Source organism: Pseudomonas sp. EA_5y_Pfl2_R50, from assembly GCF_963970475.1.
Classification (GTDB): Bacteria; Pseudomonadota; Gammaproteobacteria; order Pseudomonadales; family Pseudomonadaceae; genus Aquipseudomonas.
The window spans coordinates 368,256-384,991 of sequence record NZ_CAXAPT010000002.1; the positions used below are offsets into that span (position 1 = coordinate 368,256).

The window sequence follows — 16,736 nt, forward strand, 5'->3', positions numbered from 1 at the left end:
CCGCCCATGAGCCGCAAACAGCAACTGCTCAAGCGCCACCGGCGCAACAAGCGTATCGGCCTGCTGATCGCATTGGTCGTGTTGACAGCGCTGGGTGTGGTGGTCGCCTGGTGGTTGCCGCTGCTGCTCGCGGTGATCGGCTGGATCGCCCATGAAGCGTGGTTCGCCGATCATTTGTTCTATTCGCCCAAAGACGATTACCAGTACAGCTTCCCGCCGTTTACGCCACAGCCGAAAGTGCATCTGAACGGCGAGCAATTGCGTCTGGATGAAGGCGTGATGCTGGTGGATGACGCCACGCTGATTCTCGCTGTGCAGGTCAAAAGCTCATGGCTGGGACGTTTTCTTGATCCGCGCGTCGAGCTGGTGGGCGGTACGAGTCCCGACGCGCAAACCTTCGAACGCGGCGTCAATGGCCTGCGCTATCTGAACCTCAGCGGTCAGGCACAAGCCTTGTCCCAAGGCGTGCTGCGCTTGCGCGGACGCTTTTGCCGCGTCTGCGGCGAGCCGGTGCTGTGGGCGCTGGAGCAAGCGGATTACCGCCGCTCGCGGGTGATGGTGATCGCACCGCACGCCGACGACGCCGAACTCGCGGCTTACGGTTTGTACAGTCAGGCCGACGAAGCCTGGATCGTCACACTGACCGCCGGCGAAATCGAAGCCGAACACTATCAGCAGATGGGCCTGAACAAGGTCGAAGCGGCGCGACTCAAGGGCCGGCTGCGCGCCTGGGACAGCCTCGCCGTACCGCGCTGGGCCGGCGTGCCGTCGGAAAACTGTGTGCAGTTGGGCTATTTCTGTCTGCAGCTGGCTGCGATGCAGGCCGCGCCGAATCAAGCGATGGCTTCACGCGAAGCCGATCTGAGTGATACCCGCCTGTTCCGCCAATTGAATCCATTCAGCTTGCCGAGTGACGTCGACGGCGCGCCGACCTGGAACAATTTGCTGGCCGATTTGCGTGAAGTATTGCTGCGCGCGCGCCCCGACGTGATCGTTCTGCCGCACCCGACGCTTGATCCGCACCCTGACCATCTCTGCAGTCAGCAAGCAGTGTTGCAGGTGCTGGGTAGCCTCGACTGGCAGCCGACCCTGCTCGGCTACGCCAACCATCTGCACGACAACGATCGCTGGCCGATGGGCAATTCTGGAGAGGGCATTGCACTGCCACCGGCTTTCGATGGTGCGGCGCCGATGCAGCCGCTGTGTCTGCCGCTGACCCTTGAGCAGCAGCGTGACAAAGCCATGGCGCTGGGCATGATGCACGACCTGCAGCCACCGGCCCCCTTCAAGCGCCGTTTGCGCCGCTTGATTCAGCGCTTGCTGGCGGGTCGTGCACCCTCGGTGTACGGCGAGAACGAATTTTTTCGAAAAGCGGTCAGGCGTCAGGAATTGCTCTGGCTGCTGAAACCGGGTGAATCGGGCACGAACCGGGGAGAGTTATGAGTCAACGGTCAAAAGTGCTGCAGCTGCAGCCTGACTACAACGTCAAAGCCCATGATTTTGCCGACCTGGCCGAGCAGATCGTCAAGGCGCTGCCGTCGGATCGCTATGAGGTGACCGCGGCGTTTCTGCGTGGCAAACCCGCGCCGGGCGAACCGGTCAGCCGCGCCGACCGTTCGGTGTACTTCGAGTTTTCCGACAAGTCGCTCAAGGGCATGCGCCTGCGCGCGATGTGGCAGTTGTACAAGTTCTGCCGCCGGGAAAAGTTCGACGTGGTGATCTGCAACCGTTTCAAACCGGTGAACATGATGCTCACGCTCAACCGCTGGTTGAAGGTGCCGCTGTGCATCGGCATCTCCCACGGTTTTGGCGAATACGACCGTTTCTATCGTCGTCGTCAGACTCAGCGCCTGATCGACCACCACTGGCGTTTCGTCGGCGTGTCGCCAGCGGTCAAACAGTATCTGCTGGACTGCGCTTGCGGTTTCACTGAGCAGAACACCTTCGCCATTACCAATGCCATCGACATCGAACAGGCCGAAGGTTTGCAACACAGCCGCGAACAGGCCCGCGAGATGCTCGGCATTGATCCGAATGTGCGCCTGATCGGTGCGCTGGGCCGGCTGGTGTCGGTCAAGGGGCACACTTACCTGCTGCAAGCCTTTGCCGCGCTGAAAGACAGATACCCGAACACGCAACTGGCAATCATCGGCGCCGGGCGCCTGCAAGCGCCGCTGGCCGCCGAGATCGAGCAGCTGGGCCTGAGCGGTCGTGCGCACTTGCTGGGCTTCAAGGAAAACGCCCTGCAATACGTGCGTGCCTTCGATATCTGGACCATGCCGTCACTGGCCGAAGGCCTCGGCCTGGCCTTGCTGGAAGGCATGAGCGGACATTTGCCGGTGATCGCTTCGAACGTGCCGGCGATGCTACCGCTGATCGAGGGCGCCGGTGGCCTGGCGATTACGCCCAAGGATGTGCCGAGCCTGGTCGCGGCGCTGGATAGCTATCTGGCGCTGTCCGACGACGAGCTCAAGACCAAGGGGGAGCAGGCTTATCGTTATCTGCAGGCACAACATGACATCGAGGTGTTCCGTCAGGAGTACCTCGACCTGATCGATTCTGGCCTGGAACAGGCCCGCAAGGTACAGCCATGAGCGAAGCGAACGCCCTCGTCACGGTCATCATCGCGTCGTACAACCACGGCCCGTACATCGAGGAAAGCATCCTCAGCGTCATCAACCAGACTTACCAGAACATTGAGTTGCTGGTGGTCGACGACGGCTCGAAGGATGACAGTGTCGAGCGCATCAAGGCGCTGCAGGCGCAATACGGTTTCGATTTTCGCGTGCAGCAGAATCAGGGTCTGACCAATACCCTCAACGGTGCCATTGCCCGTGCGCAGGGTAGTCTGATCGTGCCGTTCGGCTCCGATGACATCATGTACCCGGAGCGCATTGCGACCCAGGTCGCCTACATGGATGGCAAGCCGGAAGTGGGGATCTGCGCCGGCAATATCGAATTGATGGATGCCGATGGCAATCTCTACCCTGAGAAGCGTCAGCGTCGCGACGTGCCGTTCCGCCGTCTGGATTTCGACGACATGTTCCTCGAACGCAAGCCGTATCCGCCGGCCCCGACCCTGATGATTCGCCGCGAAGCGCTGGACAAGGTCGGTGGTTTTGACCCGACGATTCGCCTCGAAGACCTTTACATCGAATTGAAAGTGACCCGCGCCGGTTACTTCATCGACGGCTTGAACGTGGTGATGGCACGCTATCGCAAGCACGCCACCAATTCGTACAAGAACCACCGTTTCATGATTGAAAGCATCCTGCGCATCTATGCGTTGTTCAGCGATCATCCGCTGTACGACGAAGTGCGTTACAAGTCGCTCAATTCGATGTTCCTGAAAACCGCCAACCGTGATCGCAAGCTTGCACGGGAGCTGCTGAAGCAGATCCCGTTCAAGGCCTGGAACAAGAAGACCTGGCGCGGTCTTGGACGTTTGCTGTTTTCGCCGCAGGAAAAGGACTGAGGGAGCAGTCGCTCGCGATCAGCGAGCGACTTTTTCCGACAGGCGCTTTTCGCCTTTCTGGCGCTGACGCAGCCGTTCGAGGAGTTTTTTGCCGGCAGCCATGCCCGGCATCTCGATGTACAGGAAGGTCAGGCTGCTGATCAGTATCAGCAGGCAGGTACATACAGCGACCAACGGCAGATAGACCCACGCCTGCGTGGCATCCAGCTGCAGCAGCAGCGGCAGGCGCTGCACCATCAGCCACAGGATGAAACCGTGGAGCAGATAGGTGCTGTAGCTGATTTCGCCCAGCCAGCGGATGCTGCGAGGCTTCAACAAACCGAACAGGTTGTTGCCCGAAGCAACGATCACGAAAAACAGCGTCAGCAGAAACAGCGGCGCAGTCTTGAATGCACGGTTGTACGCGGTGAACGCGATCACCAGTGCCAGCAACGCAATGATCCCGGCCAGTCGCGTGTTGCTCCACGCCAGCAATTTCGGGCGACGAATCCAGTACGCCGCCGCGATGCCGCCGAGAAAACTGGCGAGGAAATGCTTTTTCAGCGAGTGCTCCCAGCCCACTACCTGATACAGCACATAAATGCCGATCAGGCACAGCACCACTTGCAGCCACGTGCCGCGATAGATGAACACCAGCCCCGCCAGCGGCAACGCCAGATAGAAGAACACTTCATAGGCCAGCGTCCATGTAACGTTGGAAATCAGCATGCCGGTCTGGTGGTACTGGTTGATGTCGGGTCGGTCGAACGTCAGCCAGGCGAGGATCTGCTTGAACAGTTCCAGGCCGGGTTCTTTCAGCTCCCAGTTCTGCAAATGGAACACGGTGACAAAGACGATCAGCATCAGCGGCAGGTACAGCGGGTACAGGCGAAACACCCGCGATATCCCGAACGCCAGCCAATCGTGCTGGCGACCCTGCGTCAGCAGGCGATTCCAGAACAGGAACCCGGTGATCATGAAAAACAGCGCGACGCTGCCCTGGCCCAGCATCGAGTAGAAGTTGCTCGGCGGGAACTCGAACACCCCTGTGCGCAGGAAAATCCAGGTAATGACCGAGTGGTGCACGAATACACCAAACGCCAGGTAGCCGCGCAAACCGTCGATGCTGGCATAACGGCTTTCACCGGAATGCTGCAGGTGGCGGGCGATTTTCGGGACCGCGCGCAGCAATAGCGCGGCGGACAGGATGGCCAGCAGATAGGCTGCCAGCGCAATGGACGGATTGGTTTCGCTCATCAATGAACCCGGGCCTGAATGTTGCCGGCCAGCACTTGCTTGTGCAGATTGTCCACAGCAGATTTCGACGCCGTCTTGGCGTACCCCAGAAGCAGCGCATCGAGGTGATCCTCGAACAGCCAGCGTTTGTCGACGGTGTAACGTTGCATGTGGCGCAAATTGCGCTGACGCAAGGACAAACTGAGCGGGGTAGGGTAGACGCGCAGATCAGCCAGATCAATCAGGCCGAACTCGCCATCCTCCAGCACCAGTACATTGCCCAGGTGCAGCGAACGGAAATACACACCCTTTTCGTGCAGTTGCGCCATGAACTTGCCGAAGCGCTCTACCAGCGCCTGACGTACTGCTGGCGCAGTGATGCTCTGCAATACCTGGCGCAGCGTATGGCCCGCCAGCGGCGCGTAATGCACGGCACTGCTGCCGTCGTCAATGCGGTAGAGGTTCAATACCTGCGGGGTGGGGATGCCCATCCGGCGCAATTGCTCGCTGTTTACCGCAAAGCGTTCGGAATACGGGTTGAAGCAGCCCGAGGTGTACCAGCGGCGGCGGCGGAACAGCTTGAGGAACGTGCCGTCGTTGAGCCGCAGGACTTTCGGGCCGAGGCCGTCTTCTTCAATGATCTGCGCTTCGCGGGTCATGTCGTGCAGACGGGGCGACGAGAGCTTTTGCACCGGCATTGCCAGCAGGCGCCGGGCGCGCTGGTTGATGCTCAGTGCGGCGATCAGTGCCAGCGGAATCCACAACAGGAACCAGTGCTCCTTGGGCCGCGAGATGATCCCGCCGCCCTCGGTCAGGCCTGCGCCGATACCGAACACGAGCAGGGTCGAGGCAACGATCAGCAACGGCTGCACGCGCTGGCGCCAACTGCTCAGCAGGCCCCACGCGAGGAAGAACAGCCACGGCAGCAGGCCGAAAATCCCGACATAGAACAGCACGCCAAGGACAAAGCTGTGCGGTTCCTGGAAGCTGTATCCCACGCCAGGATCAATCGACAGGCTGGCGTTGTAGCCATGGCCGATCCACGGATGTTCGCCGATCAGGTGCAGAGCCTGTTGCCAGATTTCCAGCCGGTAAGAATCACCGCGCTCGATGATCATTTGCGAAAACAGGGTCAGCACGGCAATGCCGCAGGCGGCCAATGCGCCGAGCAGGGCCAGCGAACGGCGGTTCCAGCAGATGAAACAGAGCCACAACGCGGCCATCGTCAGTGCGACCAGTGGTGTTCTGGAGCCTGTGCCGATCACGGCCAGGAACATGATCGCCATGGCCGGCACGCTGAGCCACATCATCTGGCGGCGCTTGCAGGTCATGGTCACGCTCAGCCAGTAGGCGCTGAAAAAGCCGAACAGGTGCGAACTCAGCAGCGGATTGTCGAAGGCTCCGCCACCGATCAGGCGCAAGCCGGGTTGGTAGACCCGGGCGAACATGAACAGGAAGTACGTCGTAGCAATCAGCGCGACCATGGCGGCGGCAAACAGCAATGGTTGCAGGATATCGTTGCGATAGCGCACCAGCAGGTAAGTACCGGCAAACAGCAGCAGGGTATGCAGCGGCGGTTTGAACATGCCGCCGACCGCGCCGCCAGGCCCCCAGGACAGGCTGAGCAAGGCCCAGGCGACAAACAACAGGAGGGCGACGAAAATCGGCTCGCGCACCAGTTCCTTGAGCTCCCGCGGTCGCAGGCACAGGGCAATCAGCGTGGGGATGCTGAACAGGCCGTAAAAAAGCTTGTGATGCAGACTGCGGCCCGGCAGAAAGAACAGCGCGCACAAGAGCAAGAGATAGCCGATGGGTAGAATCCACAGGCTAATGAAATCGAAGACTCGATTGGACGTACTGCTGAAGCCGCGAAGTTGCATGCTGTGAGATTCAATCCTGAAGTTGATCGACCATTCGGATGATGGCTATTTGGTGCTGAAAAAGGTGCCTAACAATAGCAGCCTTTCGCCGATTGCCAGAACCCTGAAGAAGCTGTGCTAAAGTCAGCGTCCTTTTTATCGACTTTCGCGTGATATGACTGACTCCAGTACCGCCGCAAGCCCTTCGAGCTTGAAAATCTATTTCCGCCTGCTCGGCTATGTTCGGCCGTATATCAGTTTGTTCCTGATCAGCATCGTCGGTTTTCTGATTTTCGCTTCGACCCAGCCGATGCTGGGTTACATCCTCAAGTATTTCGTCGACGGCCTGTCCAACCCTGAAGCAGTGCTGTTTCCAACCGTGCCTTACCTGCGTGACCTGCAATTGTTGCAGGCCGTGCCGCTGCTGATCATCCTGATCGCTGCGTGGCAGGGGCTGGGCTCTTATCTGGGCAACTACTTTCTGGCCAAGGTCTCCCTGGGCCTGGTGCACGACCTGCGGGTGCAGTTGTTCAACAACCTGCTGGTCCTGCCGAACCGTTATTTCGACAAGCATAACTCCGGTCATCTGATTTCGCGTATCACCTTTAACGTGACGATGGTCACGGGGGCGGCAACAGATGCGATCAAGGTCGTAATCCGCGAAGGCATGACGGTGATCTTCCTGTTTGCCTCCTTGCTGTTCATGAACTGGAAGCTGACGCTGGTGATGGTTGCGATCCTGCCGCTGATCGCCGTGATGGTGCGCACCGCGAGCAAGAAATTCCGCAAGCAGAGCAAGAAGATCCAGCTCGCCATGGGTGACGTTACCCATGTCGCTTCGGAAACCATCCAGGGCTATCGCGTGGTGCGCAGCTTCGGCGGCGAGGCTTATGAAGAGAAACGCTTCTTCAAGGCCAGCCAGAGCAACACGGACAAGCAACTGCGCATGACCCGTACCGGCGCGATCTACACGCCGATGCTGCAACTGGTGATCTACAGCGCCATGGCGGTGCTGATGTTCCTCGTGCTGTTCCTGCGCGGTGACGCCTCGGCGGGTGACATGGTTGCCTATATCACCCTGGCCGGCCTGCTGCCGAAACCGATCCGCCAATTGTCTGAAGTCAGTTCGACCATTCAGAAAGGCGTGGCCGGTGCAGAAAGCATTTTCGAACAACTGGACGTCGAGCCTGAAGTCGATACCGGTACGGTCGAACGCGATGCGGTGACCGGTCGTCTGGAGGTGCGCAACCTCAGCTTTACCTACCCGGACACCGAGCGTCAGGTCCTCGACAACATCAGCTTCTGCGCTGAACCTGGCCAGATGGTTGCGCTGGTCGGGCGTTCGGGCAGCGGCAAGTCGACGCTGGCCAACCTGATACCACGCTTCTATCACCACGATAAGGGCGAGATCCTGATCGACGGTGTGGAAATCGAAAACTACAAACTGCTCAACCTGCGTCGTCATATTGCGCAGGTCACGCAGCACGTGACCTTGTTCAGCGACACCGTGGCCAACAACATCGCTTACGGCGATCTGGCGGGCGCACCGCGTGAAGACATCGAAAAGGCTGCCCGTGACGCCTACGCGATGGACTTCATCGCGCAACTGCCCGAAGGTCTGGACACTCAGGTCGGCGAGAACGGTGTGTTGCTCTCCGGCGGTCAGCGTCAGCGTCTGGCGATTGCCCGGGCATTGCTCAAGAACGCGCCGTTGCTGATTCTCGACGAGGCCACCTCGGCCCTCGACACCGAGTCCGAGCGGCACATTCAGTCGGCGCTCGATCAAGTCATGAAGGGCCGCACCACATTGGTGATCGCGCACCGTCTGTCAACCATCGAGAAAGCCGATCTGATTCTGGTCATGGATCAGGGCCGCATCGTCGAGCGCGGCACCCACGATGAGTTGCTGGCGCAGAACGGCTACTACGCGCGTCTGAACGCCATGGGCCTGGATGCTCCTGCTGAAGACATCGCCTGATCGACCGCTCTAACACGCCGGGTGCGCAACGTACCCGGCGATTTGTATCCAGACCTTTACCCTTCTTGACCAAACCGGCATAAAACCGGGGCACGCGCTTGTTAAGGTTCCTGAACGAACTCTGACATTGATCGACGGGCTATCCCCGTCGCGCGGGTACTTTCATGCTGCAACGTTATCTCTGGAAATTGCTGCCCAAAGCACAACGTGCGTTTTTGCTGGGGCGGCTGTCGGTGGTTGACCGGCAGGTGGTCAACAAATCGATGTCGGCCAGTCTGAGCTTCCCCAAGGCTTTCCAGCAGCGCGGCTGCCTGTTCATCCATGTGCCCAAGTGCGCCGGCAGCAGCGTCTGCGAGGCGATGTTCGAAGGCTGGCGCCCCGGGCATCTGCCGTTGTACTGGTACGAAGAGCAATTCCCCCAACAGTTTGCCGCCGCCTACAAATTTGCCTTCGTCCGCGACCCGCTGGAGCGCGCCTACTCGGCGTATGCCTTTCTGCGCGGCAACGACTTGAGCGAGCGCGATCATGCCGCCCAGCAATTGGTCCGGCAATACCGTGATTTCGATGATTTCGTGGCGCGCTGGCTGCGCCCCGACACCATTGCGCGACAATTGCACTTCGCCGCGCAAACCGATTTCCTTACCGACTCGCTGGGGCATCTGGCGCTGGACTTCATTGGCTATCAGGAACACCTCGCGCGGGATTTCCAGATGGTCTGCGATCAATTGGGGCTCGCCGGCCAGTTGCCGCATGTCAACGTTTCCCGTCATCGCCAGCCGCTGCCCGCCCGCGAATTCTGTTCATTGCGCACGCGTCGTCTGGTGCGTCGGGCGTATGAGCGTGACTATGAATTGCTCGGCTACGAATGAATGGCTGTTGTGCAATAAATGAGCAAAAAACCGAGCTGTTTCATCCTGTTGCAGCCTGCACGCAAGCCTGCGCCAACCCTGTGTTAATATCGCGCCCCTGTTCATTTTGTATGTGGGTTGCTCCATGAAGTTGTCCATGCCGCGATTCGATCAAGCCCCTGTCTTGGTGGTCGGCGATGTCATGCTCGACCGTTACTGGCATGGTGGTACCTCACGGATTTCCCCTGAGGCGCCTGTTCCGGTCGTTAAAGTCGAGCAAATCGAAGATCGTCCGGGCGGTGCTGCCAACGTTGCCCTGAACATTGCCGCGCTGGGTGCGCCGGCGTCGCTGGTCGGTGTGACCGGTGATGACGAAGCCGCCGACAGCCTGAGCAACAGTCTCAAGGGCGCGGGCGTTCGTGCGCTGTTCCAGCGCATTGCGCATCAGCCGACCATCGTCAAGCTGCGGGTCATGAGTCGGCACCAGCAATTGCTGCGTATCGATTTCGAAGAAGCGTTTGCCACCGATGCCCTGGCGCTGGCCTCGCAGGTCGATGACCTGCTCGAAGGCATCAAGGTGCTGGTGTTGTCGGACTACGGCAAAGGTGCACTGAAAAACCATCAGGCCCTGATTCAGGCGGCCCGTGCCAAAGGCATTCCGGTGCTGGCCGACCCCAAGGGCAGAGATTTTTCCATCTACCGTGGCGCGAGCCTGATCACCCCGAACCTCAGCGAGTTCGAAGCTATCGTCGGCGGTTGCGCCGATGAGCACGAACTGGTCAGCAAGGGCGCAACCCTGATGCACGACCTCGAGCTCGGCGCCTTGCTGGTGACCCGTGGCGAACATGGCATGACCCTGTTGCGCCCGGAGCATCCGGCGTTGCACTTGCCGGCCCGGGCCCGTGAAGTGTTCGACGTGACCGGTGCCGGCGATACGGTGATTTCCACCCTGGCGGCCGCGATTGCCGCCGGCGAGGAACTGCCCCACGCGGTGGCGCTGGCCAACCTGGCAGCGGGCATAGTGGTCGGCAAACTGGGTACGGCGGCGATCAGCGCCCCGGAGCTGCGTCGCGCGATCCAGCGTGAAGAGGGTTCCGAGCGTGGCGTACTGGGGCTGGAGCAACTGCTGCAAGCAGTGGCCGATGCCCGCGCGCACAACGAGCGCATCGTCTTCACCAACGGTTGCTTCGACATTCTCCATGCCGGTCATGTGACCTATCTGGAGCAGGCGCGGGCACAAGGTGATCGCCTGATCGTGGCGATCAACGACGATGCGTCGGTCAGCCGTCTGAAGGGGCCGGGTCGCCCGATCAACAGCGTCGACCGGCGCATGGCCGTGCTCGCTGGCCTTGGCGCGGTAGACTGGGTCATCAGCTTCCCCGAAGGCACCCCGGAAAACCTGCTGCGTGAGGTCAAGCCTGACGTACTGGTCAAGGGCGGCGATTACGGCATCGATCAAGTGGTCGGTGCCGATATCGTCACGGCCTATGGCGGTACGGTGAAAGTGTTGGGGCTGGTGGAAAACAGCTCGACCACCGCGATTGTGGAAAAAATCCGCGGTCAATGATGGTTAGCTGATTGCTCCCGCGCAGAGCGTGGGAGCAATCAAGGTCGTGCGGCTTTGCTCGGCACGATTTTCTTCAGCAGTTGCCTGGCCTTGCCCCGCAGGCGTGCCAGCCCGGTCGCCTTCTCCGGTGGCGTCAGACCCTGTTGGCGCAGCCAGTCCTTCCAGCGAATCCGCTCCTCACGTACCAGCCAGCCATCCTGTTTGGCGAAGCTCTCGGCCAGGTACAGACCCCGAGTGCCTGCCGGGTACAACTGACCCTTTTTCAAGGTGTACAACTCGGCCAGCGGTTCGCCGTCCTGCAATGGCATCAGGTACAGGTCCGGTCGTTTTCGATCCAGTCGAGCGACCAGTTGATCACCTTCAAGACGCTCATCGACATGGAACAGGCTCAGGGATTTGGCTTCCTTGGGCACCTCCAGGCGCAGGTCGTAGATCAATTGCAGCGATGCGGTCGGCAGATGCACATAAGCTCTTGGCCGTTCCTGCAATTGCAGATTGGCGCAACGCACAGGCAGCGCCGAGCCGGACAACGGCGTCAGGCGAAACGGCAAAGCCTCGCGATAGTGCAGGGCGGTGGCGTAGGGGGCCGGCAGCCAGGTGTCATTGAAACGCCCGCCGAGCCAGCCTTCCGGGGTTTCCAGCAGGCACTCTTCGGCGATCTCCTGGATGGCGGTGTGCAGCGGGATGTTCAGCTCGTGGGCCGGCACATAGCCGGAAATAAGCTTCAGGACGACGTCACCGCGATCCTGACGGCGCTGGCGCACCAATACCCAATAATCGCGATTCTGCCAATGCAGGGTCAGGCGCACCGAGACCCCGAGGTTGGCCAGTTCCAGCGAAAAACGCTCGGCATTCTCCACGCTGACCGGTTTGCGTCGCTGCAAGGTCTGGGTGAAATTCAGCGGCATCCCCACGCTCTGATAGCTCAAGCCTTCGGGCGTGGCTTCGACGTACAGCGGCAGGGTCTTGAAGTTGCTCGGGTTCTTTCTGATGAGCGTGCGCGGCATATCGGCTCCTGCTTAAGGCCGCGAAGCGGCGTCAGTGACCACGAAGGACCTGGGCAACGGTCGCAACGTTGTGGGCGAGGTGCAGCGGATTGATCGTGCCGACAATAGCACTGGCCACGCCGGGCTGGGCAAACAGCAATTCGAAGCTGGCGCGCACCGGGTCCATCCCGGGGCTGAGGCAAACGTGACCGCTGGCCAAGGCTTTTTTCACCAGAATGGCTTTGCCGTGCGCAGCAGCATAGTCAATGACAGCCTTCTCGTTTTGTTCGTTCAGATTGTAGGTGACCATCGCACAGTCACCTTCTTGCAAAGCCTTGAGCCCGCCTTCGACCGTTTTGCCGGAAAAGCCGAAGCCACCAATCTTGCCCTCGGCCTTGAGCGCCGCGAGGGTGGCGTAGACTTCTTCGTGCTGGAGAATTGCCATGTCGTTGCCGTCGGAGTGCACCAGCACCAGCTCGATAAAATCGGTTCCAAGACGTTGCAGGCTGCGTTCCACCGACATCCGCGTGTGCGCCGCACTGAAGTCATGGCGCGACTGCCCGTCGGCAAACTCTTCTCCAACCTTGCTGACGATCACCCAGTCCTGACGCTGACCACGCAGCAGCGGGCCGAGGCGTTCTTCGCTAAGGCCATAGGCCGGGGCGGTGTCGATCAGGTTGATGCCCAGTTCGCGCGCCTGCCTGAGCAGCATCCGCGCGGCATCGTCATCGGGAATCTGAAAGCCGTTGGGGTATTTCACGCCCTGGTCGCGGCCCAGTTTGACCGTGCCCAGGCCAAGCGGCGAAACCATCAGGCCGGTGCTGCCCAGCGGGCGATGCAAGTCGTGCAGAGTGGCGATGCTCATGGCAACAGTTGCTCCCAGGCCGGAACGCCCATGGGTGGTTTCGGCAGGGCCGGCAACGGCTCGGTGACCTGCGGCTGGATGCCGTCGCGTTGCAGCGAGGCAATGACCCGATCAGCGAAGTCCGGGGCTAGTGCCAGTTTGGTCGGCCAGCCCACCAGCAAGCGGCCCTGTTCGGCGAGAAAAGCATTGTCCGGGCGGGTCAGCCCGCTTTGCAGCGGCTCGGCACGGTCGACGCGCAAGGTCGCCCATTGCGTGGTGCTGAGGTCGATCCAGGGCAGCAACTGCGCGATTTCCTTTTGCGCGGTGGCAATCTGTTCTGCCGGCTCGCGGTTGACCCCTTCGCTCTCGGCGATGTCGCCGCCCATGTACCAGACCCACTGACCGTCAGCTGCCGGATGAGTGGTCACGGTGATGCGCGGTTTGGTGCCGCCACCCAGGCAATGGGCGTACAGCGGTTTCAGGCCCGGGCCTTTGGCGATGATCATGTGCAGCGGCCGGCGCTGCATGGCCGGTTGGCTCAGGCCGAGGTCTTCGAGCAATTGTGCGGTACCGGCGCCAGCGCTGAGGACGATGCGCTGGGCGCGGATGTCGCGGCCATCGACTTTCAGCCCGACCAGCACACCGGCTTCCAGCAACGGTTCGATGATTTGCCCGGCGAGCAGACTGTCGCCGGCCAGATCGGCGAGACGCTGGATCAGGCTGGGCACATCCACTACCAGTTCGGCGAGGCGGTAGACCTTGCCTTTGAAACGCCTGTCTTGCAGGGCTGGCGGCAGTTGCTCGCCCTTGACCTGATCGACACGGCCACGCACGGCTTTGCTGGCGAAAAAACTGGTGAGGTTGCCGGCGAGGGTGCCGGGCGACCAGAGATAGTGAGCCTCGGAGAGCAGGCGCACGCCGGACAGATCCAGTTCGCCGTCACCGGCCAGCGCCTCACGCCAGCGTCGCGGCATGTCGGCAATGGCTTCGGAGGCGCCGGTCAGCGCACCGTGCAATGCGTATTTGGCGCCGCCGTGGATGATGCCCTGCGACTTCACACTCTGCCCGCCGCCAAGGCTGGCGCTTTCCACCAGTACGGTCGAAAACCCCTGGCGGCGCAGACGCGCATTCAGCCAGAGGCCGGCGACACCAGCGCCGACAATCAGAACGTCGGTGGAAATAACGGATGGCATGCAGCGACCTCAGTGTTCAAGACAAGGGCGCAGTATACAGACTCGCGAAAGAGCGGCATTTGTCGATGGTCAACAGGGCAGACACAAAACCATATGTGGGAGCAGGCTTGCTCCCACAGACGGGAATGGCGATACTTCAGATTAGTGGCCGGCGGTTTTCGAGAACAGCTGGATGACCACAACGCCCAGCACGATCAGCGCCATTCCCAGCATTGCCGGGATATCCAGTTTCTGCCCGTAGATGAACAGCGCGGCCACGCTGACCATCACGATGCCCATGCCGGCCCACACCGCGTAGGCCACGCCGACCGGAACCGTGCGCACCACCAGCGTGAGCATCCAGAACGCAATCGCGTAGCCGACGATGACCAGCACCAGCGGCAGCGGCGTGCTCAAGCCTTTGACGGCTTTCATCGACACGGTGGCGATCACTTCGGCGCAGATGGCGATGGCCAGATAGGCGTAGGCGTTCATGGTTTATACCCTCAAGTGGAACGTTGCTTTCTGAATCGGCATTCTAGGGACTCCTCAGATGGGGTAAAGTCATTACCTATCTGATTAGAAGATGGGTTGGCTCGGCATGCAGTGGAATCTGGAGCAACTTCGGGTGTTTGTCAGCGTTGCCGAACACTGTTCGTTTTCGGCGGTTGCCCGTCAGCAACGCAAGGCGCAATCGGCGATCAGCAGCGCCCTTGCCATGCTCGAAGATGACTTGGGGGTGAGCCTGTTCGAGCGCAGCAGCGGTCGCCAGCCAGTGTTGACCGAAGCCGGTCGGGCGTTACTTGAAGAGGCGCGGGAAGTCTTGCGCCAATGTGAGCGCCTCAACGGTCGGGCGATGGCGATGATGCGCGGCGAGGAAGCGCAGTTGCGCGTGGCCCAGGATGAAGCGATGCCGTATCAGGCACTCGTAGAAAGTTTCGGCGCACTCGCCGAGCAATTCCCCAGTCTGGAAGTGCAACTGACCAGTGCCGCCCAAGGCGAGGTGGCGCGCAAACTGGTGGAGCGTCGCGCCGATCTCGGCCTGCTGTTCTATCACGACGAAATCCCCGAAGCGCTGGAGCGCCGTGTACTCGGCAGCGTGGAAATGGTCACCGTCTGCGGTATCAATCATCCACTGGCGAAACAGTCCGGCGTGACCTGCGAACAACTGGCGCAACACCGGCAGTTGTTGATGTCGACGCAAACCAGTGTCTATCCCGGCAACGAGCCGGCCAGCCCGCAGGTGTGGCGCGCCGACAGTTTCTATGTGATGGCTGAATGGCTGGTGCGCGACCTTGGCTGGGCGTGGCTGCCCCGGCATGTGGTGCAGTACTCGGCGTATCAGGGCCTGATGGTCGAACTCGACAGCGAATGGACCCCGCCGGCGCTGGTGGTCGAACTGGTCTGGCGCCGCGATGAGCCCCTGGGTCCGGCAGCGAGGTGGCTGGCCGAACGTTTTGCCGTGCACTTGCGCGCGATCGGCGACAAAAGCCGATAAACTCCGCCGCCATGAATAGAACTCTTTACACCGCGCTGTTTTATCTGGGGCTGCCATTGGTGGCGATTCGGCTGTGGCTGCGGGCGCGCAAGGCGCCGGCGTATGCCAAACGGATTGGCGAACGCTTCTCCTATGGCATGCCGGCGCTGCAACCCGGTGGCATTTGGGTGCACGCGGTCTCCGTGGGCGAAAGCATTGCGGCAGCGCCGATGATTCGCGCCCTGCTGCAGCGTTATCCGACGCTGCCGATCACCGTGACCTGCATGACCCCGACCGGTTCGGAGCGAATTCTGGCGCTGTTCGCCCACGAGCCGCGCATCCAGCATTGCTACCTGCCGTATGACTTGCCGTGTGCGGCGGCGCGCTTTCTGGATCGTGCGCAACCGAAGCTCGCGGTGATCATGGAAACCGAGTTGTGGCCCAACCACATTCACCAATGCGCCAGGCGCGGCATTCCGGTGGCGTTGGCCAACGGGCGCTTGTCCGAGCGCTCCGCCAAAGGTTATGGCCGCTTCAGCAAACTCACCGCACCGATGCTCGCCGAGATGAGTTTCTTCGCCGTACAGACCGAAGTCGAGGCTCAGCGCTTGCGCGATCTCGGCGCGCGCCCGGAGACCGTCGAGGTCACGGGTTCGATCAAATTCGACCTGACCATTGACCCGCAATTGCTGCAACGCGCTGCCGATTTGCGCGGCCAGTGGCAGGCGCTGGAGCGTCCGGTGTGGATCGCTGCCAGCACGCACGAAGGCGAAGACGAAGTGGTGCTCAACGCCCATCGTCGCCTGCTGACCAATCACCCGGATGCGTTGCTGATTCTGGTGCCGCGTCATCCGGAGCGCTTCAATTCGGTGTTCGAACTGTGCCAGCGCGAAGGTTTCGCCACGGTGCGACGCTCGACCGGGGCGAATGTCGATGCGCAGACTTGCGTGCTGCTCGGCGACACCATGGGCGAATTGCTGTTTCTGTATGCCTTGGCCGACAGCGCGTTTGTCGGCGGCAGCCTGGTGGCGAACGGCGGGCATAACCTGCTGGAGCCGGCAGCGTTGGCGAAACCGGTCATCAGCGGCCCGCACCTGTTCAACTTCCTCGACATTGCCGCACAGCTGCGTGAGGCCGGGGCTTTGGCGGAAGTGGATGATGCCGAAGGGTTGGCGGTGGAAGTGCAACGTCTGTTCGAGTTGCCGCGCGATGCACAACGCATGGCCGAAGCCGGGCTGGCGGTGATGCGCCGCAATCAGGGCGCGTTGCAGCGTTTGCTGGAGGGTTTGGGCAGATTGATCAGGTAAGGCAAAAA

The 16,736-nt window shown here is 60.9% G+C and carries 14 protein-coding genes; 8 read left to right on the top strand and 6 right to left on the bottom strand.

Annotated elements, in window-relative coordinates; genetic code table 11:
* The first annotated feature begins 6 nt into the window (after window positions 1-6).
* From AACY19_RS04870 to AACY19_RS04880, 3 genes are read left to right on the top strand one after another with little or no spacing between them, the layout of a single operon-like run.
* On the top strand, window positions 7-1,443 hold the full coding sequence (locus AACY19_RS04870) for a PIG-L family deacetylase (RefSeq protein ID WP_339448474.1): 1,437 nt from the start codon (window positions 7-9) through the stop codon (window positions 1,441-1,443).
* Window positions 1,440-2,594 (top strand): glycosyltransferase, encoded by a 1,155-nt coding sequence (locus AACY19_RS04875; protein ID WP_339448476.1) that lies wholly within the window; start codon window positions 1,440-1,442, stop codon window positions 2,592-2,594. The genes AACY19_RS04870 and AACY19_RS04875 overlap by 4 nt, the downstream gene beginning before the upstream one ends.
* Window positions 2,591-3,475 carry a glycosyltransferase gene (locus AACY19_RS04880; protein WP_339448478.1) on the top strand — a complete coding sequence of 295 codons (885 nt, stop codon included), beginning with the start codon at window positions 2,591-2,593 and terminating at the stop codon, window positions 3,473-3,475. The genes AACY19_RS04875 and AACY19_RS04880 overlap by 4 nt, the downstream gene beginning before the upstream one ends.
* Window positions 3,476-3,493: 18 nt before the next feature.
* Here the strand turns inward: AACY19_RS04880 and AACY19_RS04885 are convergent, their stop codons facing one another.
* Together AACY19_RS04885 and AACY19_RS04890 are read right to left on the bottom strand one after the other, a co-directional pair.
* Entirely contained in the window at window positions 3,494-4,711 is a 1,218-nt protein-coding gene (locus tag AACY19_RS04885) for an acyltransferase family protein (RefSeq protein ID WP_339448480.1), read from the bottom strand.
* Entirely contained in the window at window positions 4,711-6,570 is a 1,860-nt protein-coding gene (locus tag AACY19_RS04890) for an O-antigen ligase family protein (RefSeq protein WP_339448482.1), read from the bottom strand. The genes AACY19_RS04885 and AACY19_RS04890 overlap by 1 nt, the downstream gene beginning before the upstream one ends.
* 154 nt (window positions 6,571-6,724) lie before the next feature.
* Between AACY19_RS04890 and msbA the strand changes: the two genes are divergently transcribed.
* From msbA to hldE, 3 genes are all read left to right on the top strand, one after another.
* A complete protein-coding gene (msbA, locus tag AACY19_RS04895) occupies window positions 6,725-8,527 on the top strand; it encodes a lipid A export permease/ATP-binding protein MsbA (RefSeq protein ID WP_339448484.1) in 1,803 nt (600 codons plus the stop codon).
* Window positions 8,528-8,691: 164 nt separating this feature from the next.
* A complete protein-coding gene (locus AACY19_RS04900; protein ID WP_339448486.1) occupies window positions 8,692-9,396 on the top strand; it encodes a sulfotransferase family 2 domain-containing protein in 705 nt (234 codons plus the stop codon).
* 124 nt (window positions 9,397-9,520) lie between these two features.
* Window positions 9,521-10,942 (top strand): bifunctional D-glycero-beta-D-manno-heptose-7-phosphate kinase/D-glycero-beta-D-manno-heptose 1-phosphate adenylyltransferase HldE, encoded by a 1,422-nt coding sequence (gene hldE / locus AACY19_RS04905; protein WP_339448488.1) that lies wholly within the window; start codon window positions 9,521-9,523, stop codon window positions 10,940-10,942.
* 38 nt (window positions 10,943-10,980) lie between these two features.
* Here hldE and AACY19_RS04910 read toward each other — a convergent pair whose 3' ends face one another.
* The 4 genes from AACY19_RS04910 to AACY19_RS04925 form a co-directional block, all read right to left on the bottom strand.
* Window positions 10,981-11,949, bottom strand: coding sequence for a metal ABC transporter ATPase (locus AACY19_RS04910; protein WP_339448490.1), 969 nt, complete (start codon window positions 11,947-11,949; stop codon window positions 10,981-10,983).
* 31 nt (window positions 11,950-11,980) lie between these two features.
* Window positions 11,981-12,793, bottom strand: a complete 813-nt coding sequence (locus AACY19_RS04915) for an aldo/keto reductase (protein ID WP_339448492.1) — start codon at window positions 12,791-12,793, stop codon at window positions 11,981-11,983.
* On the bottom strand, window positions 12,790-13,965 hold the full coding sequence (locus AACY19_RS04920; protein WP_339448494.1) for an NAD(P)/FAD-dependent oxidoreductase: 1,176 nt from the start codon (window positions 13,963-13,965) through the stop codon (window positions 12,790-12,792). Before AACY19_RS04920 ends, AACY19_RS04915 begins: the two co-directional genes overlap by 4 nt.
* 141 nt (window positions 13,966-14,106) lie before the next feature.
* On the bottom strand, window positions 14,107-14,439 hold the full coding sequence (locus AACY19_RS04925; RefSeq protein WP_099757821.1) for a DMT family transporter: 333 nt from the start codon (window positions 14,437-14,439) through the stop codon (window positions 14,107-14,109).
* Window positions 14,440-14,545: 106 nt separating this feature from the next.
* Between AACY19_RS04925 and AACY19_RS04930 the strand changes: the two genes are divergently transcribed.
* Entirely contained in the window at window positions 14,546-15,442 is an 897-nt protein-coding gene (locus AACY19_RS04930) for a LysR family transcriptional regulator (RefSeq protein WP_339448499.1), read from the top strand.
* An 11-nt stretch (window positions 15,443-15,453) separates the two neighbouring features.
* A complete protein-coding gene (gene waaA / locus AACY19_RS04935) occupies window positions 15,454-16,728 on the top strand; it encodes a lipid IV(A) 3-deoxy-D-manno-octulosonic acid transferase (RefSeq protein WP_339448501.1) in 1,275 nt (424 codons plus the stop codon).
* Window positions 16,729-16,736: the final 8 nt, after the last annotated feature.

What these genes read in the sequence shown, in the direction of transcription:
- AACY19_RS04915 (WP_339448492.1), bottom strand. Translation starts at nt 12,793, where the DNA reads ATGAGCATCGCCACTCTGCACGACTTGCATCGCCCGCTGGGCAGCACC.
- AACY19_RS04930 (WP_339448499.1), top strand. Translation starts at nt 14,546, where the DNA reads ATGCAGTGGAATCTGGAGCAACTTCGGGTGTTTGTCAGCGTTGCCGAA.
- AACY19_RS04900 (WP_339448486.1), top strand. Translation starts at nt 8,692, where the DNA reads ATGCTGCAACGTTATCTCTGGAAATTGCTGCCCAAAGCACAACGTGCG.
- AACY19_RS04925 (WP_099757821.1), bottom strand. Translation starts at nt 14,439, where the DNA reads ATGAACGCCTACGCCTATCTGGCCATCGCCATCTGCGCCGAAGTGATC.
- AACY19_RS04890 (WP_339448482.1), bottom strand. Translation starts at nt 6,570, where the DNA reads ATGCAACTTCGCGGCTTCAGCAGTACGTCCAATCGAGTCTTCGATTTC.
- msbA (WP_339448484.1), top strand. Translation starts at nt 6,725, where the DNA reads ATGACTGACTCCAGTACCGCCGCAAGCCCTTCGAGCTTGAAAATCTAT.
- AACY19_RS04920 (WP_339448494.1), bottom strand. Translation starts at nt 13,965, where the DNA reads ATGCCATCCGTTATTTCCACCGACGTTCTGATTGTCGGCGCTGGTGTC.
- hldE (WP_339448488.1), top strand. Translation starts at nt 9,521, where the DNA reads ATGAAGTTGTCCATGCCGCGATTCGATCAAGCCCCTGTCTTGGTGGTC.
- AACY19_RS04875 (WP_339448476.1), top strand. Translation starts at nt 1,440, where the DNA reads ATGAGTCAACGGTCAAAAGTGCTGCAGCTGCAGCCTGACTACAACGTC.
- AACY19_RS04910 (WP_339448490.1), bottom strand. Translation starts at nt 11,949, where the DNA reads ATGCCGCGCACGCTCATCAGAAAGAACCCGAGCAACTTCAAGACCCTG.
- waaA (WP_339448501.1), top strand. Translation starts at nt 15,454, where the DNA reads ATGAATAGAACTCTTTACACCGCGCTGTTTTATCTGGGGCTGCCATTG.
- AACY19_RS04885 (WP_339448480.1), bottom strand. Translation starts at nt 4,711, where the DNA reads ATGAGCGAAACCAATCCGTCCATTGCGCTGGCAGCCTATCTGCTGGCC.
- AACY19_RS04880 (WP_339448478.1), top strand. Translation starts at nt 2,591, where the DNA reads ATGAGCGAAGCGAACGCCCTCGTCACGGTCATCATCGCGTCGTACAAC.
- AACY19_RS04870 (WP_339448474.1), top strand. Translation starts at nt 7, where the DNA reads ATGAGCCGCAAACAGCAACTGCTCAAGCGCCACCGGCGCAACAAGCGT.